Here is a 22,718-nt window from a genome sequence, read left to right as displayed (position 1 = left end):
ATTCCCTACTACTGATTTTGTAATTCTTCGAGTTCTTCCCAGCGGGTGAACGCAACTTCAAGCTTCGACTCAAGCTCTGCTAATTGGTTCAATTTCGCAGATGTTATTTCATTATCTTGCTTAAAAAAGTCACTACTATTGACTTCTTGCTGCATGGTGTCAATAGCTTCTTCGAGTTCTTCTACCAAACTCGGGAGCTGTTCCAGTTCTCGTTTGAGCTTATAAGATAACTTATTAGTTGGTTTAGATTTTATCGCCTTTGACGGCTCTGTACTTGCTTTCGCATCCTGCTGTTGTAGTTCTTTCGCTGCAAGGACTTCTTTAGCGTATGCTTCATAGTCGCTGTAGCCACCGACTACTTCTGTAATTTTTCCAACGCCATCAAATCCCCACACGCTCGAGCACGTATTATCGATAAACTCACGATCGTGACTGACTATCAATACTGTTCCTTGATATTGGTTCACTATCTCTTCGAGTAACTCTAGGGTTTCGATATCCAAATCATTAGTTGGCTCATCCAATACCAACACATTTGATGGCTTCAAGAAAATTTTTGCTAACAATAGGCGATTTTTTTCACCACCAGAAAGTGCTTTCACGGGTGTGCGAGCGCGCTTAGGTGGGAACAAAAAGTCCTGCAAATAGCCAAGTACATGACGGCTGCGACCACCTATTTGTACTTCTTGTTTACCATCAGCGACGTTATCTTGCACACTTGCTTCTTCGTCCAATTTGGCACGGTATTGGTCAAAGTAAGCGATTTCTAGATTGATACCTTGTTTGAGCTTGCCGCTGTCTGGTTGCAATTGACCAAATAACAGCTTGAGTAGCGTTGTTTTACCGACACCATTGGGGCCAACTAAGCCAACACGGTCGCCACGCATCAATAACGTCGAAAAGTCTTTAACGATTACCTTATCACCAAAGGCGTGGCACAGGTGCTGCGCCTCAGCTACTAGCTTTCCAGAACGTGCGGCGGTTTCGATGTTTAAGTCAACCTTACCCACTTGTTCGATGCGTTGTTTACGCTCTTGACGAAGGGACTTTAGTGCTCTTACTCGTCCTTCGTTGCGTGTACGACGCGCCTTGATACCTTGGCGTATCCACGTTTCTTCCTCTGCGAGCTTTTTATCAAATTCGGCATTTTGCTGCTCTTCGACCTTTAAGTCGTGGGCTTTTCGCTCGAGATACGTGCCGTAGTCACCCGGATAAGAGATCAGTTGTCCTCGGTCTAAGTCAAGGATGCGTGTTGCCAATGAACGAATGAAGGCACGATCATGAGAAATAAAGACAATTGCGCCTTTAAAATCTTTCAAAAATTGCTCTAACCACTGCACAGAGGCAACATCTAAATGGTTCGTCGGCTCATCAAGCAATAACAAGTCGGGTTCGCCAACAAGTGCCTTTGCAAGCGCTACTTTGCGCAGCCACCCTCCAGAGAGCGTCGATAACAAAGCATCTGCATCTAAGTCCAACTGCCCAAGCACGAGTTTGATTTTAGACTCAAAGCGCCATCCATCCTTGGCTTCGATTTCAGCTGATAGATTGGCCAAACGATTGAGTGCTTTTTCGTCGCTGCCGTTGGCAGCCAAACTGATATTCAGAGCGTGAAACTCTTTGAGTAAACGCGCAAGAGTAGGCAATCCGTCAGCTACATAATCAAACACAGTACCATCGCTATCTCGCGGCGGATCCTGTTCTAAACGGGCAATTTTAAGCTCATTTACTTGGTTGATATCACCATCATCAAGGATTACATCGCCGCTTAAGACTTTCAGGAAAGTGGATTTACCGGCCCCATTGCGGCCAACAACAAAGACACGTTCGCCTTTTTCAATAACGGCATTGGCTGAGTCTAATAATGGGTGAGTGCCAAATGCGAGTTGGCCATTGGTTATTCTAATTAGATCCATACTGCTTTAAAAAATCTGTAATAGCGTGTTCGTCAAATGGCCAACCTAAATCTGCTTCGCACACGACGCGTGTGCTGCAGTCGCTAGCCACAGTAACAACGGGAATTCGGACTTGGTAAAGATTCACCCAAGACACATCATCAATAATGTCTCTGAGCTCTATATTATCCACATCAGCATGAGCGAGAAGCATCTCATGTGCTTGCTCGCATAGGTGACACCCATCTGTGTGGTAGAGGATAACGTTAGCCATGGCGAATTAACCATGCATTATGAATGTGTTTGTTTCTGGCAAAATCCGGTGACCGTGTTTGCTGCGTAATGTTTTCACATTGCAGTCCCAATAAAGCTAACGCGTCAGTGTCCATCTTAAACCCACGTTTATTATTTGAGAACAACAAGGTACCCTGCTTTGCCAGTAACTTCACCGCATGCTGTATTAAATCAACGTGATCACGTTGCACATCAAAACTGTCACGCATCCGTTTAGAGTTCGAGAACGTTGGCGGGTCTAAAAAGATAACATCATATTCGCCACGCGTGCGTTTCAACCACTCAATACAATCACCCTGCTCAAAACGATAGCGCGGGCTCTTTAATTTGTTTAACGCGAAATTACGCTGCGCCCATTGTAGATAAGTTTTTGACATATCTACGGTGGTCACAGATTTAGCACCACCAAGCGCCGCCTGTACAGACGCCGTACCTGTATACGCAAATAAGTTAAGAACGCGTTTGCCGTTACTGATATCTCGTACGTGCTTACGCGCCAGACGGTGGTCTAAAAATACCCCTGTATCGAGATAGTCAAACAGATTTACCTCAAATTGGGCACCATATTCACTGATCACCTGAGTTTTACCCTGCGAACCTTGGCTCTGATATTGGCTATCACCTTTTTGTTTGCGACGCTCTTTCAAAGCTACCTTTGCTGGCGGAATTTCGAGCGTTTCACAGGTCAACATGAGTACGTCTTGCAAGCGCTTTTGCGCTACTGCAGGGTCAATATTCTTGGGTGCCGCGTATTCATAAATTACCGCGCTATCTTGGTAAACATCTACTGCAACGTTGTACTCTGGGATATCGGCATCATAGATACGATATGCTGTTATGTCGTCACTTTTGAGCCACTTTTTGAGCCCTTGTTTGTTCTTGTTCAAACGGTTTGCAAAGGCCGTAGACTGCTCATAATGAAGCGGCGTTTTACCTTCACCATGACCTTGTGTTTGCTGCTCAGTAATATCGTAAAGCGCAAGCACAGTGTCCAGTGGGCCATTTTTAAACTTGTATTGCTTCTTTTTAACTAGTTTGAACAGCTTAAGCATTTCGGCTTCGCTGATCAGTAGCGCAGCTCGCCATTCGTTAAAATGTTGTTTTAATTGATGGCCTAGCTGGCGATACAAAGAAACAATTTCAGCCATCGAACCTAAGCGCTCACCATAAGGTAAGTTCGCAAGTAACACTCCTGAGCGCTTCGCTGGCGCTTTCATTGTTGCAATGTCCCCCACTGCAAACTCAATCAGATCTGCAACTCCTGCGCGCTCAGCGTTTTCTCTGGCTTTATCTAACACTCGCGTGTTGACATCATGACCTATAAGCCACGGCTTTGCCGACTCATCTATATTATCTCTAAGTGATTGCTTTAGTTCTTTAAACTTAGCTACTCTGAAGCTCGGCAAACGCTCGAATGCAAAGTTATCGCGGGTCAAACCCGGCGCTCGGTTCTGCGCGATAAGCGCCGCTTCAATGAGCAAGGTGCCTGAACCACAGGTAGGGTCAAATAATGGCTTGCTCATATCTTGCGTCCAACCGCTGCGCATCACCAAAGCGGCTGCTAAATGTTCTTTAAGAGGAGCTTTACCCTGCGCACTACGGTAACCACGCTGCGAAAGACGCGGTCCAGAGTAATCAATATACAAAGTCAGCTTGTCTTTGTTGAGCTTGGCAACGATACGAACATCCGGTGTTTCTTTGTTAACGTTAGGACGACGTTCATACAAGTCGTTAAAGTAATCACACACCGCGTCCTTAATTACAAGCCCCCCGAATTGCGTGTTCTTTAACTGCCGGTTTGTGCCGTTAAATTCAACAGCAAATGATTGATCAGGGCCGAAAAAATCTTGCCAAGGTTGAAAACGCGCAAAGCTATATAAGGCTTCTTTATCTTCGATTTCACTACCTTGCTTGAGCACCATCATGACGCGAGTGGCAAAGCGAGTACACAAGCAAATCTTTTGCGCAGTAATACTATCGGCGGAAAACTCAACAGCACCAACACGCTGTTTGGTTACTTCAGCGCCTAGTTCAGTGAGTTCTTGGTGTAGCAGTTGTTCAATGCCAATGGATGTAAGAGCGACAAATTGCAATGTGACTTTCCTATCTCGTAAATTCCTCGAGATTGTATCACAGCACCTTACTATTAGGCGCGTTTTTGTTGCCCTTGTGCACAGAAAAGCGGCTCAATTCTGTCGTTTAATACTTTAATTACTTCAAACTGAGCAAGCGTCAAATTATCATCAAGCGCAAACTGTGGTTCTAAACATAAACACACGCTTGCACTTTGGTCGCAATCGACGATGAGGAATTGTCCACGCTGCGCTTTAGACGTCAAACCCACAATAGCCTCTTGGTTTACTTGGCCGCCTGCATATGGGGCAAAAAACCAGCTTTTGGCGAGCATCGGTTTAAGGTAATGTTTTACCGCAGTGGCATTGAGTGCGATTTGGCAGATTTGTGCGTCAGTCCACAACGAGAACGTTGCTAAGTATTGACACACTTGTTGATAGAAATCAGCGTCTTGAAGGTTGAAGTTCGGGTTAGACAAAGCTTCATCAGTTAATTGACGGCGTTTATAAGGCGTAGCGAACTGCATGTCACCCATGTCGAGTAACAAACAATTAGTTTGCTCACAAAATAGCCATTGCCAATACTGTTGTGCCTGTAACATCCCTTCCTCGATTTTATTATTCGCTAAGCCAGTGATTTCAAAGCTTATAACTTTCGATTATAGCGACAAGTGATCCCCTGTAAAATAAATTCTAATAATATTTTACGAGGGATCTTGTTCTGAAATAGCGGATCCTTATAAGGCGTTAAGGATCCTTTTGACAAGCGCTGGGCCTTCGTAGATAAAACCAGTGTAAACTTGCACCAAGTCCGCGCCTGCATTGAATTTTTCTGTCGCTGCCTCAGCACTATCAATACCACCTACGCCAATGATTGGCAGGTTACCTTGGGAGATACGCTTAATCTCTTTGATCACATCCGTGGATTTAGCGCGTACCGGACGTCCAGATAATCCTCCGGCTTCATCTGCGTATTGCAACCCTTGCACTGCACTTCTATCAAGTGTGGTATTGGTCGCGATAACACCATCAATCTTGTTATTCATCAATGATTGTGTCACCTGCTCCACTTGAACTTCGTCGAGATCTGGGGCGACTTTGACCAACATGGGCACCTGTTTGTTGTGCTTTGCAATCAAGTCTAGCTGTTCATTTTTAAGGCTCGACAACAAATCATCCAATGCTTCACCGTATTGCAAGTCTCGAAGCCCTGGGGTATTTGGCGAAGAAATATTCACAGTGATGTACGAGGCATGCTCAAACACCTTGCGCATACAGTGAATGTAATCATCTTTACCTTGCTCATTAGGAGTATCTTTGTTTTTGCCGATATTAATACCGAGAATACCGCGGTAGTTTGAAGCCTTAACGTTTGCAACTAGGTTATCAACGCCTTTGTTATTGAAGCCCATACGGTTTATAACGGCATGCTGCTGCGGTAGTCTGAAAATACGCGGCTTATCATTACCCGCTTGAGGTCGTGGTGTCACTGTCCCTACTTCAATAAAGCCAAAGCCCATTTGTGCGAACGCATCGATACACTCGGCATTTTTATCAAGACCGGCGGCTAGGCCAACTGGGTTTTTAAACTCTAAACCTAAAAATTCAACCGGTTTATCTTGAACAGATTGAGACCATGCTAGCGATAGTGGTGTGTTGGCAAAACGACGCAGATTATTCAGTGCAAAATCGTGCGCCCACTCTGCATCTTTAGTAAACATAAAACGGCGTGCTAAATCGTAAAACATGGATTCCCCTTAAAAAAATACCCCGGCAAAAAGCCGAGGTATTCTACAGAGTTTTACTGCTTATTAACAGTGCAACATTACGACGCGAGGTTACGCTGATCGCAATTGTGTGCAAGTAACATAAGCTCACGAAGTGCTACTGAGAACTTCGCAAAGTCATGACTTTGCGACGTTTTAAACTCGCTTAGCATTTGCTGCCAACGCTGCAACAGTGCATCGTTTGAATTCATCCACGTGTCGATAAGCGCGTCCACGTCTTGCTCTTTGTCATCAAAGCTGCTCAATACCACTTCTGTCAGTGTGCGTTGCTGCCAATCTAACTCTTCGCGGTATGATGCGCGTGCAAGTGCTTGCCAGTGGTTTTGTACTGGTTGGTTGGTGATTTGCGCCAAGAACCAATGTAGTCCCATGCGTGCACCCAACTTAAAGTAAGTATTGGCTACGAGAGAGTTACTACGCTGGCTGTGTGTCGCCACTTCAGCCAAGTCCATTGTCGAGAACAAGCTAGACAGTGACACAATACGCATCGCCAATTGTGCCGGAACACCTTTTTCTGCAAGCGATTGCGAGTTGTGGCGAATTTGCTCGCTCTCACCACTAACCATGTAGCTGTGCAGATTGTTTGTAAGGTCTTTAAAGCACGGAGCAAAATGCGCAATGCTTTGTTCGATAGTCATCGCTTTGTTGCGGTGGCGTAAGAACCAACGGGTAGCACGGCGCACTGTACGACGAAGCTGATACAACATTTCTGTTTGTACAGAAGCATCAACCTTATTATCGAGTGAACTGATTTCTGACCACGTGCTTGGTAGCTCGAAAATTTCACGTGCGATACTGTAGCAGAATGCAATTTCCGCGTCGGTTGCACCGGTCTCTTCGTGCATACGCACCATAAAGTTCAAGCCCATATCATTGACAATGTTATTGGCAAGTTTTGTAGCGATAATTTCACTGCGCAGTGGGTGGTTATCCATCGCTTCGTTGAAGCGCTCACGCAGTGGCACAGGGAATGACTGCACTAGCAACTGACGATAATACGGGTTGTTAGACACATCATCAGTCACCAAGGTTTCTTTTAGAACCATCTTCGCATATGAAACCAGTACTGATAGCTCAGGACGAGTCAAATCTTTACCAGCAGCAGCGCGCTCGGCTAGCTCTTCATCACTTGGCAAGAATTCAATCACGCGATCCAACTTGCCTTCTTTTTCAAGGGCATGAATGAAGCGGATTTTCTCTTTAAGTGTTGACGTACCTTTTGACTGAGTCACTGAGATAGTCTGAGTTTGACGATAACAATCTTTTAGAACCAGCTCAGAGACTTCATCCGTCATCGAATACAGAAGTTCGTCACGTTGCTTCTTGGTAAGATCGCCCTCTGCAACCAGTGAGTTCAATAAGATCTTGATGTTTACTTCGTTATCCGAACACGCTACACCACCAACGTTATCAATGAAGTCCGTATTAATACGGCCACCTTTGGCTGCGAACTCAATACGTCCAAGCTGCGTAGCACCAAGGTTACCGCCTTCACCAAAGATTTTAGCTCCAAGCTCAGAGCCATTGATACGCAACGCATCATTGGCACGGTCGCCTACTTCTGAGTCAGTTTCTGACTTCGCTTTAATGTATGTACCGATACCACCATTCCAAAGAAGGTCGACTGGCATCATTAGTAGCGCTTTGATCAGCTCGTTAGGCGTCATCGCCGCCTTTTTGGTGCCGATCATTTTCTTGATTTCAGGTGTCAACGTAATTGACTTGGCGCTACGAGCGAAAATGCCACCGCCTTTAGAAATCAACTCTGCGTTGTAATCTTCCCAACTTGAACGCGGCAGTTCGAACATGCGTTTACGCTCTTCGTAAGACTTCGCTGCGTCTGGATTTGGATCAATAAAGATATGCATGTGATTAAATGCAGCTTGTAAGCGTGTGTGTTTAGATAACAACATACCGTTACCAAATACGTCACCCGCCATATCACCGATAGCAATGGCAGTAAAATCAGTTGTTTGACAATCAATACCGATTTCACGGAAGTGACGTTTAACTGACTCCCACGCACCTTTTGCGGTGATGCCCATCTTCTTATGGTCATAGCCGATAGAACCACCCGATGCGAACGCATCGCCAAGCCAGAAACCATATTCTTGGGCGATACCGTTAGCGATATCAGAGAAAGTTGCGGTTCCTTTATCGGCGGCAACTACGAGATACGGGTCGTCTTCATCGTGACGCGTTACGTTCTGCGGCGCAACGATTTCACCATGGACAATATTGTCAGTGATATCCAATAGACCACGAATAAAGATCTTGTAGCACTCTTGACCTTCTTTGAAGAACGCTTCACGTTCTGTAGGTAGCTGCTTACAGACGAAACCACCTTTAGAACCCACAGGTACGATAACAGTGTTTTTAACCTGTTGCGCTTTCACCAGACCCAGTACTTCTGTACGGAAATCTTCACGACGATCAGACCAACGTAAACCACCACGGGCTACTTTACCGCCACGTAAGTGAACACCTTCCACTCTCGGTGAGTACACGAAGATTTCAAACGCTGGCAATGGTAATGGCACATCTGGAATCAAGCTTGGCTTCACTTTGAATGAGATATATGACTTAAATAAGTCATCATCCGAGCGTTGATAGTAGTTGGTACGAAGCGTGGCGTTGATCAAATCAACATACAAACGGATGATACGGTCATCATCTAGGTTAGCTACGCTCTCAAGTGCTTCGTAAACCTGCGCAACGAGTTTCTCTAGCGCCTTTTCAGTACCTGGGCTCTTAACTGAGAACTTCTTAGCAAACAATTTAACGATTTGCGCCGCAATCGCTGGATAATTAGCCAGCGTGCTTTCAATGTAGCTTTGTGAGAACGTCACACCAATCTGGCGCATGTATTTTGCGTATGCGCGCAAGATAGACGCTTCGCGGCCAGTCAAACCACCCATTAAGACAAGACGGTTAAAGCCGTCGTCTTCTAGGCGGTTATTCCATACGTCCGTTAATGCCTTTTGGAATCGCGCTGATACTTTGTCAAAATCGGCGATTTCTTTGCTATCTAGTAGCATCGAGAAATCCATGATCCAATTAACACGTCCGTCTGACGTCTTAACCGCATAAGGAGTTTCACCAATAACGCGAAGACCAAAGTTTTCAAGCATTGGCATAACGTCTGAAAGGTGAATCGGCTCATCTTTGTGGAACAAAGACAAACGAACAATGTTTGAGTTGGCTTCTTCTTGTGGACGATAGAACAACATTTCTAACTTGTGTTCTTCATCAAGCAATTCAAGCTTTTCGATATCAACTACTGCTGCACTCGGGAGTACCTGATCTTTGTAGGCACTTGCAAATGCGTTGGCATATTTACGGTTAAGTTCATTACCGCGCGCTTCACCATTGTGTGCCAATAGTGCGGACTGTAGTTTGTCTTCCCATGTACGGGCGGCTTCTACTAAATTATTTTCAATATCTTTCACGTCGTAGTCTACGTTGTCTTCTTGTACACGCACAATGTAATGAGTACGTGCAAGATTTGATTCTGAGAAGTAAGTGGTGAATGCAACTTTGTCATTTGAACCGAATGCATCAGCAAGGATCTGTTGCGTTTCACGGCGAAGTGCTGTGTTGTAGCGTTCACGTGGTACATACACCATGCACGAGAAGAAACGCCCGTAGGTGTCTTTACGCACAAACAAGCGACACATATCACGCTCTTGAATGTGCAGTACACCCATTGCTACATCAAGCAGCTCACTTTCACGGGCCTGTACTAACTCATCGCGTGGGTATGTCTCAAGGATGTTTAGTACCGCTTTATAGGCATGCGTACCGTTAGCAAAGTCACTCATTTCTAGTACACGGCGAATTTTCGAACGCAATACCGGCACATCAGCAGCGCTATTGTTATAGAAACTCGAAGAGAATAACCCGATAAAGCGGTCTTCCCCGACGACATTGCCGTCTTTGTCAAAGCGCTTGATACCAATGTAATCAGTATGCGCAGGACGATGTACACGCGAAATCGAATTTGTTTTGGTTAATACCAGTAAGTTATTGCTTCGCGCTTCTTTGCGCGCAATCTCTGGCATGTCAGACAGTAAACGTACTTGCTCTTCGTCTGAGTTTTTCATCAAGCCTAAACTAGAACCCTTTACGCCTTTAAGTTGATGATCACCTTTGACAGGTTTTAAATCGTATTGGCGATAACCCATGAATGTGAAGTTATCACCAGCAAGCCACTCTAGAAACTCGATAGTTTCTTGCATTTCCAAATCGGTCACATTATTTGGACGTTTTGGTAGCTCTTTGATCACCTCTAGGAGCTTGGTGCGAATTGGCTGCCAATCTTCAACGGCTACAGACACATCATTCAACACTGAATCAAGCTCAGCTTTAAACGCGTTGATTTCACCATTATCTGTTTGGCGATCAATCTCAATAAAGAACACTGTTTTAGTAGAACTTGATTCTTGCTCTGCTTTTAAGTTTGAAAGATTGGTAATTGCGCCCGAGTCATCACGTTGGATTTTTAGCGGCGCATGTAACATTAAATGCGAAGCAATGTTGGCTCTGTTTAAAGACATGCGAACCGAATCAACTAAGAACGGCATATCTTTGGCGATGATTTCTACGATGGTGTGAGAGGATTGCCAACCATGCTTAGAAACTTCTGGGTTAAAAACACGGATAACTGGCTCATCACCTTTATTTCCCTCAAGGGAATTCCAAAGGCTTAAAGCTGCTCCGTATAGGTCACTATCATTTCTGTGCGCTAGGTCCTCTGCCGACATAGTTCGATACAATGCTTGCGCGAACTTATCGACGAGTGACACTTTGTCTTCTTGAACTTTGCTTTTTATAAGCTTGCTAACGTTACTGAGAATAACACTAGCGTGACCATCATTTTGTGTCATTGTGTGTTCCTTAATCTATACCGCCTTGTGAACGGGAAACTGAAAAGCGATTAGCCGAGTAAATTCTAACGTTTTTACAGTTAATAAAAAGCATTTTTAGTGAAATCAGACCAATGATTTCAGCATGTTGGCTATCTATTCACAAAATATAGATAGAAATGGCCAGTTATGGCCATTTCTGTACACAAGTATTCACATTATTTTTTCTGGTCAGACCAGAGGAATGCGCTAATTGCAGGAATTAGGACTAGAGCACCGATCATATTCACGAGGAACATGAAGGTTAAGAGGATACCCATATCGGCTTGGAATTTAAGCGCAGAGAAAATCCACGTACTTACTCCCACCGCCAAAGTAATGCCTGTAAACAGTACCGCACTGCCACGCTCTACCAGCGCATTTCGATACGCTTGGCTCAGGGTTAATCCTTGGTTTAGCTGGATCATCTTAGACGACAAGATATAAATCCCGTAGTCCACGCCAATACCCACCCCTAATGCGATAACCGGCAGAGTTGATACGGTCAGACCTATCTCCAGGCCCACCATTAATGCTTGCGCCAATGTCGACACCACGTATAGAGGAAGCACAACCGCAATAGTCGCACGTAGCGAGCGGAAACTTACCAAACACAGCGCAATCACAGCACCATACACATAGAGCATCATCGGTGTCTGTGCTTGCGACACTGATTCATTGGTTGCCGCCATTACTCCGATGGGGCCAGAAGCGAGTCGGAAAGAAACTTTGTCATTTCCAAATTCAGCACCAAACTCTTTGACGGCAGCAACCACTTCATCAATGCTTTGCGCTTTGTGGTCTTGCATGAAGATGATCACTGGCATCACAGAGCAATCACCATTAAGTAGACCTGAACTAGTTTCTACACGCGACGACGCCTGAACCAAAGATGCGGTGTTACGAGGCAGTGTTTGCCATTTTAAGTTACCTTCGTTGTAACCTGCGTTAACCGCTTGCGCGACACTCGCCAACGACACACTACTTTGCACGCCAGGCACGTTATCCATGCGCCATTGGAACTGTCTGATACGCTCCATAACGTCGTGCTCTGTACATGCTGCTGGATAAGCCTCAACAATCACCTTCAAAATATCGACGGAGATTGCATATCTGTCAGAGATTAAAAATGTGTCTTGGTTATACACTGCCTCTTCATGAAGTGCTGGTGCACCAGCATGAAGATCACCAATGTGCATTTTTTGCGATTGCCAGAAACCAAAAGCAAACAGCAATGCAGTGAGTACCAGCACAACCGCCGCATTTTTTCTGTTTGTTAACGCGACGAGCGCCTCACGAACAACAAATAATGAATCTTTCTTTTTATTGTCAGCAGTCATCACATGCATGCCCTTACCGTCGAGGTAAGATGCAGCAACAGGTAACAGTACTAGGTTAGTGAAGATAATCACCGCCACACCCAAACTTGCTGTAATAGCCAGTTCACGAATAATGCCGATATCGATGGCGAGTAATGTCATAAAGCCAACAGTATCAGATAGCAAAGCGATGCCGCCTGGGATCATCAATGCCTTAAAACTCGACTCCGCAGCAGTTTTTGTATCAGAGCCTAATTGTACTTTCTTGGCGATGTCGTTGATCATTTGCACACCGTGGCTCACACCAATAGCGAAAACCAAAAACGGGACCAAAATCGACATTGGGTCTAAGCCAAAGCCCAAGGAGGAAAGTAAACCCAACTGCCACACAACGGCGATAAAAGAACAAATGATGGGTAGCAAAGTAAGTTTAAAGCTGCGACAGAACAACCACACCATGATAAAGGTAATGGCAATTGCAATGGCAAAGAACAACACCACATCTTTAGCACCATTGGCGATATCGCCTGCCATTTTAGCGAAACCTATAATGTGAATACTGACATTATCAGTACTCAAATCACCACGGATTTTCGTCTCTAATTGCTCAGCAATAGACAATGTATCGAGCTGTTCACCGGTTTGCGGGTCAAACTCCATTAGCTGTGCGCTAACCATGGCACAAGAATAGTCAGATGCAATCATGCGCCCTACTACCTTGGCTTTTTCGATGTTTTCTTTTACTTGCGCTAAACCACGCTTATCCGCGGTAAAGTTTGCCGGAATAATTGGGCCGCCACTGAAACCATCTTCAACCACCTCGACGAATCGAGCACTAGGTGAAAATATAGAATTAACCAATGGACGGTTTACGCCGGGAATAAAATAGAGTTGATCATGAACCGCTTTTAATTGCGTAAAAAACTCTTCATTGAAGATGTCACCGTTGGCATCACATACAGAAATTAGGATGCCATTAGCGCCACCAAATTGCTTTTCGTGTTTGGTGTACACCTTCATGTATTCATGATTTAAGGGAATATTCTTGTTAAACGAAGCGTCTAGCTTCAATTTGGTTGCCTGAAAAGCAAGCACCACTGTTGCAATAATAAATGCCGCAATAACCCATACGCGATGACGAAATAAACTGCGCTCTAAAGATTCCACGAGTCTTTGCATGACTATTTTAACTCCTCGCTTTTAATCCCTGCTTCGGTCACTAACAGCAACTGACCTTTAAACACAACACCATTGAGAATAGCTTTACCATCATCTAATTGCTTAGTTTTCAGCTGCATATCCTCTGCACTTTCAAGGTGGTAAATCATGGCGGAATTACCAAAAATATAGAGCCCATCGTTTGGCGTAGTCATGATGCTATTCATGGTTGCTTGCTCAGCACTTTCTAATTGCTGCCAACCGTCATCTTGCGCGTAAGTGAAGGCATTACCACGCAAGCCAGCAACGAACACACGATCACCAAACTGCGCAACATCGAAAAAAGAACCCATGTAAATCTCTTCTTCACGCAGCCACGTCTGGCCACCATTTTGGCTCAGCGCAATGAGTCCCATTTCGCCAACAATATAGATGCCATTATTGGTGGTCTTAATACGGTTAAAATGCGGTAAGATTGAGGCACTCTCAATCTCAAACCCTTCTGGGTCGTTCTCTTTCAAATCGAGCAAGTAATCTCTGTCTTCTGGAAATAACAGCGAGTCTAAGAAGCGTTTGGTCCACGTTTGGCCGCCATCATCTGTGACGAAAAACATGCCATAAGCGCCAACGGCGATACCGTTATTTACATCGCTAAACATAATATCCAAACACGGCTTATCGATACCGGGTTTAAATTGTTGGACTTGCCAATTTTGGCCACCATCTTGGGTGTTTAAAATAGTAGCATCGTGACCGCATGCCCAACCATTTTGGTTATCCACGAATTCAACAGCCGTAAGCAATATGTCCACAGGTGAATTAGCTTGTTGCCATGTTTGACCATCATCCGTAAACACAATAGTGCCATGCTGGCCCACTGCGATTGCGCGATTATCTGTAGCGACAATATCGGTAAATAGGGTTTTGGTTGCCTGCTGCGCACGATATGCTGATTGCGGGTCAGACTGAGCGACGACCTGCAGCGACACAATCAATGTTGCCCAAAGCAAGTACTTCATATTAATTAGCGCCTAAAAATGAATTGTTAAGTGAGAGTTAGGCCCACATTTTGTGGGCCTAGTTTGTGAAGATTAACGGCGACCTTCGCGACGAAGTGCATTCGATGTAAACTCATTGTCTTGGAACGACTGTGAGAAGTCATACATCTGCTCTTGGTTATCCAAGCCAATAGCTAGATAACGACGCGAGTTAAGGTCGTGATAAACCTCCAGCGTACTCCACTGAGTTGGGACTTCATAGTAGTTTAGACCATGAGCCATTACTACGCGGTATAGCTGATCGCGGTTGTCGTACAAATCAGCAACTGAAATTTGCCAGCTGTCTTCGTCAATATAGAAAACGCGTTTTTTGTATGTGTGACGCGTACCTTCTTTTAAGTTAGCCTCGACAACCCATACGCGGTGCTTTTCATAGCGCACATGCTCAGGGTTTACATGACCAGGCTTCAAGATGTCATCATACGATAACGAGTCACTGTGAAGCTTGTAGCTGTTGTAAGGGATCAATAACTCTTTTTTACCTTTTAATTCCCAGTCATAACGGTTTGGCGAACCGTTGAACATATCGAAATCATCGGTAGTACGCAGGTTATCTGATGCTGTTCCCGGTGCATCATATGCCACGTTAGGTGCACGACGAACACGACGTTGGCCTGTGTTGTATGTCCACGCTTGACGCGGTGTTAAAATTTGGTCCATGGTTTCATGAACTAACAACGCCGTACCAGCCAAACGTGCTGGCTCTGTTACACGCTGCTTGAACTTGAACAAGATGTTAGACTCTTCAAGTTGCTGCGGTGTTGCAGCTGGGTCTGAGTACTTAACCAATAATTGCTCATCAAAGCCAATCAGGTTATACGTACCTGACGCAGTTGGCATAGCCTGACCACCAAAACGCGCAATTGATAGGCCACGATAACGCAACAAGTGGTTCCACACTGCCTCTAAGCCGTTCGCAGGAATTGGGAAAGGCACACCAATAGCTGTGTTTTTAATACCGTTACCACCTTCGATTAGTTCAGCTTCAGTTGCATACTTCTTCGTTGCATCGTAGTAGAAGTCAGGATAAGACGCACTGCGACGGGTCGGGTAGACATTCATTTTGAACGTATCAGGATACGCTTCAAATAGTGCTACTTGACCCGGGCTTAACATATCTTTGTACTGCGCCAAATTTGATTTATCTATGGTATATAACACCTGATCAGCCGCAAATGGGTCTGGATGGTGCATACCTTGCTCATAATTCTCTGGTACTTTTGTAATACCACCATCCCATGCTGGGATAGAGCCATCAGCATTACCTGCTTTTTCAGCACCAATTGGCGTGAGATCCGCACCAAGACGCGCTGCCTCTTCAGGCGAAATTTTTGCTTGTACTGCAGTAGTGGCGAATAAACCACAAAATGCTGCTGCAATGAGGGTAGGTTTAGTTAACATACATATACCCTTTTAGATTGAATATTTAATATTGAACGAAACAAAATCACGATCCGCGAACGTATTCGTCGCACCGCCGCCCCAGAATGAATTGTAACCAACATCAAATGACCATGTGTTTTGATAGTTGAAATTCATGTTAATACCCAGAGATTTACGGTCTTCGATGAATAAGAACATTGGATCTGGAGTAATACCGTTCACATCATGTGAGAACACAAAACGTGGTGAGAAGTTCACACCTGAGAACAAATCGTAGTAATCACCTTTAGCGATTAAACGGTAACCCCATGCTGACGCACTTGGGAATGGGTTAACCTCTGGGCCATTTGATAGGCCAAGATGCAATGTTGAATAATCGTCCGCTAGAGGACCTTGCATAACACCACTTCGGCCAGTACCTGATACGTTTAAACGCAACTCGTCATACGCAGGCATGTTGTTGATACGCACACCGCCTACTTCACCTACGACAGCCCAGCTATCAGCACCAAGTGCAGGACCGAACAAGTGTGTCGCGGTAAATTGAAGCTGAGCGGTATTGCGTAAGATATAACCTTGCGCACGCTCACCTGGTTGAGCGAACGACGTAGCATCACCCACACTCATTTGTGAGATACCTGCTAAATCAGGACGCAAACCCGCTAATGCAAGCTGCTCTGGCATTGCCGCATAAAGCAATTCCGTGTCATCAATTTGGAAAGGTTCGTCTTCACGGAATGCAAATTCACCCGCTAACGCAGTCTCACCAATTGAGGTGTTGAAGCTCACGCCGTATAGCTTAATGTCTTCAGGGTAATCAAGCACTGCCTTAGAGAAAGCCTGAAGATCAGTGATGTTATCGCTGTTCACACCCTCAGTGGTGATCATCGCTAAATCACTGGCAATTGCAGGTAATGTGAAGTTAGATACGACACCTGAGATAACCGGACGGCGACTGTGATAATTGATGTAATACAACGCCAATTCAGTGTCGTTGAAATCAGGTAAGAACATACCTAAGCGCAAACCATATTGACCACCGTCTTCTGGCTCGCTCTTACCGCGACTACCTTCACCTTTGAGGGCTACTTTAGTTGGGTATGCAAGATACATGTTTGCAAGTAACGCTTGGCCCTCTGCTGACGCTGGGTTAATGCCCTGCGCCTGAGCAACTGCAGCAAACGTTGCTGGCAAGTTATTCAAACTTTCAGTCAAAAACGCCAAATCAATATCAGGGTTTGATGTAAAACCTAACTGAATGTTTTGATTGAAGCCGTTTTCTGAAGCGAAATCATTCGTTGAGAAGTAACTCCCCGTTGCCGGCAGACGCGTTTCATGCCATTCGTACTGATAGAAACCTTCAAGGAAAAGGTTTTCGGTAATACCCAGTGACGCCCATAGCATACCAACAGGGATAAACGCTTCTTTTAATTCAGCACCAGGTGCTTTTAAGCGGTCAATATCTACAGGGTTTACATTGATGCCGTGAGAAATAAGTGTGCTCTCACCCCAGTTCACTACTTGCTGACCAAGGCGAATAGATAGCGGATTCATGCCATCGTTGAAGTCAAAGTCTGCCCAAACGAACGCGTCAAGAAGACGGAAATCAGCACACACTTGCTCTTTTGTTTCGTCGTAGTCGCACGGGTCCACATATTCACCAGACACAGGGTTGGTATATGCAAAGTCTCCGTCCATTAACGCGAAGTCATAGAAATACATGAAACGGCTGAATAAGCCGAAAGACTCGCCATTGATGGCAAGTTCATGGGTACCTTTTAATAATTGCGAGAAAGTATCGCCTTTATCAAAGTTTAAGTTACCCGCATCACCATTGTTTGAATAGGCGCCTGGCTGGCTCCATACATCAGTAGATGAGTAAATTGGGTTGAGTGCTGGATTGTAGCCGCTCCAGTCAAATCGTGGGTGGTTACTCTTACCTACATACTTGTCAAAATCGCGATTTTCAGTACGAATACTTTGACCATATGAAAAAGTCGAGTCGAAGTTCACCTCAAAGTCACCAACATTGAAGCTGGCGCTATGAGCTGCGCTACTCATGCCTAACATTGCAGCGCCGACGCCAAGCGCCAGTCGATGCTTAGCAAATAGTGGCTGTCTCATCATTGTGTTTTCCCCCTTCGCGCGGGTCATTTTAATATCAAGTTATTGTTTTTAGTGTAGTCTTGTACATTAGAGAGAATACGCTAAATTTACAAGCGGTGCACATAAAAGGCATGCTGGCAAAGTGAACGATCCTATCTAAAGGATAATGGTATGACATCCTACCACTTTTTTTATACATGACAATAACGTAAACAACAAATGCAATTTACATCTGATTAATTACCCGTCATTTACGTCATTTTAAATTCGTTCTAAGGATACAAACTTATTATTGTCATCCAGAGTGAGCCTAAACTGCCCTCTTATGCCAATTTGAGACATAAAGGGCAGTATTTTTGCGGCGGGGAAGCGTATTGTTCGCCCAGTAATATCTGTTACTTGAATTGAGGGTGTTCGCCCTTTGTAAAAAGCCGAACACTGCTCATAGCTCATTTGAATGCCGAAATAATAATAACGCATACCTATTACGCCAGCGCTTTATCAACCTTTTCATACAGGTCTTTGCTTAAATTAGGCAAAGCTTGTAAACGTTCGAGTTGCGCTCTTATCAATGATTGACGGCCCGTGTCAAAACGCTTCCATGATAAAAACGGTGTGATCAATCTCGACGCATTTTGGGGATTGATATCATTAAGCTTCACCAGTGCATCGCCTAGCAATGCGTAACCTGCGCCATCACGTTGATGGAATACAGCTGGGTTGTTCATGATTAAAGGACCCAAAAGTGAACGAACACGATTAGGGTTTTGCCAACTGAAATGTTCATGGTCATACAGCGCTGAAATCGCGTCAATTGCATGCTCACCTTGGTGCAGTGCCTGTAAATTTAACCACTTGTCCATAACTAAAACATCATCACTCCAACGCGCAGCAAACGCGCTCAGTTGCGCATCGGCAGATGGGTGATTTGCCAAAACAAGTGCCTTAATGGCGCCAAGAGATAGTGTCATTGAACCAGAATTTGCTTGGGCAGCGATATACTCTAAAGCACGATTGGTACGCGCCAGATAATGCATACAAGAGGCTAACAATGCTCTAACCCCTGCACTTGTGTGGTTTTGCTGACCATCATCTTTGAATGTGTTAATCACTGAAAGCATACTCTCTGCCAAGGTATCGGCGATAGCTTGTTCAAATTTAGTAATTACCGCTGTAATGTTATCCAAAGGGATATGTTCATAACTTGCACTGAGCGTTTCAAAACTTGGCAACATGAGCAGCTCTGCGACCAAGGCTAAGTCTGACTCCTTACCCTCGAGTACTCCTGTTAATATGTCATTTAAGGTAGCTAAGACCTGTGTGGGCAAATCTGCATCAGTATCTACTGCGTTTCGTACACACTGAGTGAGTGCACTTTGCTGCGCATCCCAGCGGCTAAAGTCACTACTTGCGTGCTTAACGATGTGTAACTGCTCGGCTAAACCTTGGTGGAAGTCGACTTTTACAGGAGCAGAAAAGTCCTCAAAAGCAACCACTACTGGTTTTTCACTGAGCCCCTCAAATACGAATCGCTGTGTTGTATCAGTCAAGTGCAAGACTTTATCGCGGGCTTCTCCACCGTAAATCAATGGCAGTCTCTTACCGCGCGAGTCTAACAATTCAATAGCAACTGGAATAAGGAGATTTTGTTTGTCCTGTTGGTCGCCACTGGGCTGATGTGATTGAGTCAAGGTTAAAGCCAATGTGTTTGCGCTGCTATCGTAGTCCTGCTCAATGGATACATGTGGCGTACCAGATTGGCTATACCACAGAGCAAACTGCGATAGATCTTCATTATTGGCATCGGCCATGGCGTTGACAAAATCATCACATGTAACAGCTTGACCATCATGACGCTGAAAATACAGATTCATGCCCTTTTGAAAGCCATCCTCACCTAAAAGCGTATGCATCATGCGAATGACTTCAGCACCTTTGTCATACACAGTCACTGTATAGAAGTTATTCATTTCAATAACTTTTTCTGGGCGAATAGGATGTGCCATAGGCCCCGCATCTTCTGCGAACTGATGGGTACGCATAACCTTTACAGCATCGATTCGGTTTAACGCTCGTGAACCGAGATCACTGCTAAATTCTTGGTCGCGAAAAACGGTTAGCCCCTCTTTGAGTGACAGTTGAAACCAGTCTCGACACGTTACTCGGTTTCCAGTCCAGTTATGGAAGTACTCATGGCCAACAATCGATTCGATGAGATGGAAGTCTTTGTCTGTAGAGGTTTGCTCGTTTGCGAGTACGCATTTGGAATTGAATATGTTAAGTCCCTTATTCTCCATGGCACCCATATTGAAGAAATCAACGGCTACGATCATGTAAACGTCTAAGTCATATTCGAGATTGAAGCGCTCCTCGTCCCACTTCATCGCTTTTTTTAATGACGCCATCGCATGCGGTGCTTTTGATAAATTACCCTTATCAACATACAGCTCTAACGCTACATTTCTACCTGACATTGTGGTGAAATTATGTTGCAAGACATCGAAATCACCCGCCACCAACGCAAACAAATAACTGGGCTTTTTATACGGGTCTTCCCACACAGCAAAATGAAGACCGCCTTCTAGGTCACCGCCGTCAATTTTATTACCGTTTGATAATAGATACGGAAATTGCTCCTTATCTGCCACAATGCGCACGGTGTAACTCGCCATAACATCTGGGCGGTCTAGAAAGTAAGTGATTTTGCGAAACCCCTGTGCTTCACACTGGGTGCAATATGCACCATCAGACAAGTACAAACCTTCAAGTGATGTATTTGATTGTGGCGCGCACAACGTCGTTATTTGTAAATCAAACGAATCATCAGGCAAACCTGTAATTGTGAGTGTATTTTCTTCGACGATGTAATCGCTATGAAGTTGCCCGTTAATGATGACACTCTCTAGCGTCAATGCCTCACCGTCTAATACCAGCTTGGAGCTAGGATTATTGGCGTTGGCATGTACCTTAGAGCAAGCCGTTACTTTGGTCTTAAGCGGATCCAGCTCAATGTTTAGCTCTAGTGTATCGATAAAAAATGAGGGGGGCTGATAATCAGATAAATACTGAGCTTGAGGTTGCGTGGAGTTCATAAACTAACAGTCTCCTGAAATTAGTCGGGCATCCAATGATGCCCGTTTTGTTATTCGCTTAGCTTGCTTGCTCTTGCTGTTTAAGATGCTTTGGCTCTAAACGTAGAATTTTGATACCAAAATATGCGTAGATAACCGCCAATATCGGGTTAATTAAATTAAAGAAGGCATAAACCGCATAGTCAAACGGGTTGATCAGTAACACACTTTGCATGTACGCACCGCAGGTGTTCCAAGGGATAAGAGGGCTGGTAATGGTACCGCCATCTTCCAAGGTGCGAGACAGGTTAACTGGCGCGAGGCCGCGCTTTTTATATTCTTCTTTGAACATACGACCAGGAACAACGATGGCGATATACTGATCTGCAGCCACCAAGTTAGTGGCAATACATGTGCCAATGGTTGACGCGATCAACGAGCCTGTTGACTTAGCGATTTTCAAAATACTACGCACAAATACATCTAACAGTCCGGTTTTTTCCATGATTGCGCCAAACATCAGCGCCATCATAATCAACCATGTCGTATTAAGCATACCAGCCATGCCCCCACCGGAGAGCAGGTCATCCATTTTGGTGTCACCTGTTGAAATACTGAATCCCTCGAAGAAAGTTGCCCAGACTAGTTTGAAATATCCGGCAACGGTTCCTTGCGATAAGTCGACTTGAGAGGCCAGCAAATCACCTTGAAATAGCAGTGCCCACAGGGCACCAAGTACAGCACCAATTGATATTGCAGGGAACGCAGGCATTTTACGAATAGCCAGGGTTAATAGCACTATCAAGGGGACTAAATTAATGATGCTAATACTAAAATTTTGCTCTAGCAGCATGACCATGTTATCGATGCTCGTTGCATCATTACTGACGTCAGCACTGAATCCCATAAAGATAAAAATGATGATAGCGATAACAAAACTCGGTACCGTGGTCCAAAGCATATGATGAATATGCGTAAAGAGATCTGCACCGGCAACGGCTGGAGCAAGGTTCGTAGTTTCAGATAATGGACTGAGCTTATCGCCAAAATACGCACCTGAGATGACTGCACCAGCTGTCACCACAGGGTCAAGTTGCAAACCATTCGCAACGCCAAGCAGTGCCACACCAATAGTTGCAGCCGTCGTCCACGAGCTACCAATGCTCATGGCGACAATACCACAAATTATCGCGCTCGCTGCGTAGAACCACTGAGGATTAATTATCTGTAAACCATAATAAATAAGTGTTGGCACAGTACCAGAGAGTAACCAAGTACCGATCAGAGCGCCGACCATCAATAAAATGAGAATAGCGCCCAAAGAAATGGTGATCCCTTTGATCATCGCCTCTTCTAACGTCTTCCACGTATGACCATTTTTTAAACCCACTATCGCGGCTGTAAAGGTAGCAAATAAAAGCGCAATTTGGTTTGGACCCGATGAGGAGTTATCTCCGTACAAATACACCGCTGCGCCCAATAAGCAAATCAGCACTGTTATGGGAATTAAAGCATCTATAAACTTCGCTTGTTTCGTAGTTGTCAAAACGACTCTCCTGCCCTGGACGCTCTGTGAGCTAGCATGATGCATCTAGGGTTATTGTTATTATTGGCTCCAAGATTACCAGAGCGAAAAAAATTTAACAGCGTTTAAACGTCAAAAAGGGCGCC

General features: G+C 44.8%; 13 protein-coding genes. All 13 read right to left on the bottom strand.

All coding sequences use genetic code 11. From position 1 onward, the window contains the following. Positions 1-8: 8 nt before the first annotated feature. Positions 9-1,916, bottom strand: a complete 1,908-nt coding sequence (uup, locus tag AAEU32_RS04690; RefSeq protein WP_421969361.1) for an ATP-binding cassette ATPase Uup — start codon at positions 1,914-1,916, stop codon at positions 9-11. After that, on the bottom strand, positions 1,903-2,169 hold the full coding sequence (locus AAEU32_RS04685) for a glutaredoxin family protein (RefSeq protein WP_421969360.1): 267 nt from the start codon (positions 2,167-2,169) through the stop codon (positions 1,903-1,905). The genes uup and AAEU32_RS04685 overlap by 14 nt, the downstream gene beginning before the upstream one ends. Beyond that, positions 2,162-4,282: a bifunctional 23S rRNA (guanine(2069)-N(7))-methyltransferase RlmK/23S rRNA (guanine(2445)-N(2))-methyltransferase RlmL gene (rlmKL, locus tag AAEU32_RS04680; RefSeq protein WP_421969359.1), complete on the bottom strand. Its 2,121-nt coding sequence runs from the start codon at positions 4,280-4,282 to the stop codon at positions 2,162-2,164. The genes AAEU32_RS04685 and rlmKL overlap by 8 nt, the downstream gene beginning before the upstream one ends. A 53-nt stretch (positions 4,283-4,335) precedes the next feature. Then, positions 4,336-4,863 (bottom strand): cell division protein ZapC domain-containing protein, encoded by a 528-nt coding sequence (locus AAEU32_RS04675; RefSeq protein WP_421969358.1) that lies wholly within the window; start codon positions 4,861-4,863, stop codon positions 4,336-4,338. A 135-nt stretch (positions 4,864-4,998) separates the two neighbouring features. Then, positions 4,999-6,009 carry a quinone-dependent dihydroorotate dehydrogenase gene (gene pyrD, locus AAEU32_RS04670; RefSeq protein WP_421969357.1) on the bottom strand — a complete coding sequence of 337 codons (1,011 nt, stop codon included), beginning with the start codon at positions 6,007-6,009 and terminating at the stop codon, positions 4,999-5,001. A gap of 77 nt (positions 6,010-6,086) precedes the next feature. Continuing rightward, a complete protein-coding gene (locus AAEU32_RS04665) occupies positions 6,087-10,934 on the bottom strand; it encodes an NAD-glutamate dehydrogenase (protein WP_421969356.1) in 4,848 nt (1,615 codons plus the stop codon). Positions 10,935-11,131: 197 nt separating this feature from the next. Next, positions 11,132-13,450, bottom strand: coding sequence for an efflux RND transporter permease subunit (locus tag AAEU32_RS04660; protein ID WP_421969355.1), 2,319 nt, complete (start codon positions 13,448-13,450; stop codon positions 11,132-11,134). 2 nt (positions 13,451-13,452) lie between these two features. After that, positions 13,453-14,448, bottom strand: a complete 996-nt coding sequence (locus AAEU32_RS04655) for a WD40/YVTN/BNR-like repeat-containing protein (RefSeq protein ID WP_421969354.1) — start codon at positions 14,446-14,448, stop codon at positions 13,453-13,455. 72 nt (positions 14,449-14,520) lie between these two features. Then, positions 14,521-15,888, bottom strand: coding sequence for a DUF1329 domain-containing protein (locus AAEU32_RS04650; protein WP_421969353.1), 1,368 nt, complete (start codon positions 15,886-15,888; stop codon positions 14,521-14,523). 12 nt (positions 15,889-15,900) lie between these two features. Then, positions 15,901-17,997, bottom strand: a complete 2,097-nt coding sequence (locus AAEU32_RS04645; protein ID WP_421969352.1) for a DUF1302 domain-containing protein — start codon at positions 17,995-17,997, stop codon at positions 15,901-15,903. Between the two features lie 240 nt (positions 17,998-18,237). Then, positions 18,238-18,456, bottom strand: a complete 219-nt coding sequence (locus tag AAEU32_RS04640) for a DUF2835 domain-containing protein (protein ID WP_421969351.1) — start codon at positions 18,454-18,456, stop codon at positions 18,238-18,240. Between the two features lie 5 nt (positions 18,457-18,461). Next, the gene (gene pepN, locus AAEU32_RS04635; protein WP_421969350.1) at positions 18,462-21,068 is read right to left on the bottom strand and encodes an aminopeptidase N; all 2,607 of its coding nucleotides are present in this window, start codon (positions 21,066-21,068) and stop codon (positions 18,462-18,464) included. Between the two features lie 58 nt (positions 21,069-21,126). Then, entirely contained in the window at positions 21,127-22,593 is a 1,467-nt protein-coding gene (nhaC, locus tag AAEU32_RS04630; protein WP_421969349.1) for a Na+/H+ antiporter NhaC, read from the bottom strand. Positions 22,594-22,718 lie beyond the last annotated feature (125 nt).

Origin of the sequence: Pseudoalteromonas maris, assembly GCF_049257235.1 — a bacterium.
Lineage (GTDB): Bacteria > Pseudomonadota > Gammaproteobacteria > Enterobacterales > Alteromonadaceae > Pseudoalteromonas.
This window is presented reverse-complemented; position numbering and strand designations above follow the sequence as displayed.

Excerpts from the sequence above, each read along its gene's own strand:
- AAEU32_RS04660 (WP_421969355.1), bottom strand. The coding sequence starts at position 13,450 with ATGCAAAGACTCGTGGAATCTTTAGAGCGCAGTTTATTTCGTCATCGC.
- AAEU32_RS04650 (WP_421969353.1), bottom strand. The coding sequence starts at position 15,888 with ATGTTAACTAAACCTACCCTCATTGCAGCAGCATTTTGTGGTTTATTC.
- pyrD (WP_421969357.1), bottom strand. The coding sequence starts at position 6,009 with ATGTTTTACGATTTAGCACGCCGTTTTATGTTTACTAAAGATGCAGAG.
- AAEU32_RS04640 (WP_421969351.1), bottom strand. The coding sequence starts at position 18,456 with ATGCGTTATTATTATTTCGGCATTCAAATGAGCTATGAGCAGTGTTCG.
- AAEU32_RS04675 (WP_421969358.1), bottom strand. The coding sequence starts at position 4,863 with ATGTTACAGGCACAACAGTATTGGCAATGGCTATTTTGTGAGCAAACT.
- AAEU32_RS04655 (WP_421969354.1), bottom strand. The coding sequence starts at position 14,448 with ATGAAGTACTTGCTTTGGGCAACATTGATTGTGTCGCTGCAGGTCGTC.
- AAEU32_RS04665 (WP_421969356.1), bottom strand. The coding sequence starts at position 10,934 with ATGACACAAAATGATGGTCACGCTAGTGTTATTCTCAGTAACGTTAGC.
- AAEU32_RS04685 (WP_421969360.1), bottom strand. The coding sequence starts at position 2,169 with ATGGCTAACGTTATCCTCTACCACACAGATGGGTGTCACCTATGCGAG.
- AAEU32_RS04645 (WP_421969352.1), bottom strand. The coding sequence starts at position 17,997 with ATGATGAGACAGCCACTATTTGCTAAGCATCGACTGGCGCTTGGCGTC.
- pepN (WP_421969350.1), bottom strand. The coding sequence starts at position 21,068 with ATGAACTCCACGCAACCTCAAGCTCAGTATTTATCTGATTATCAGCCC.
- uup (WP_421969361.1), bottom strand. The coding sequence starts at position 1,916 with ATGGATCTAATTAGAATAACCAATGGCCAACTCGCATTTGGCACTCAC.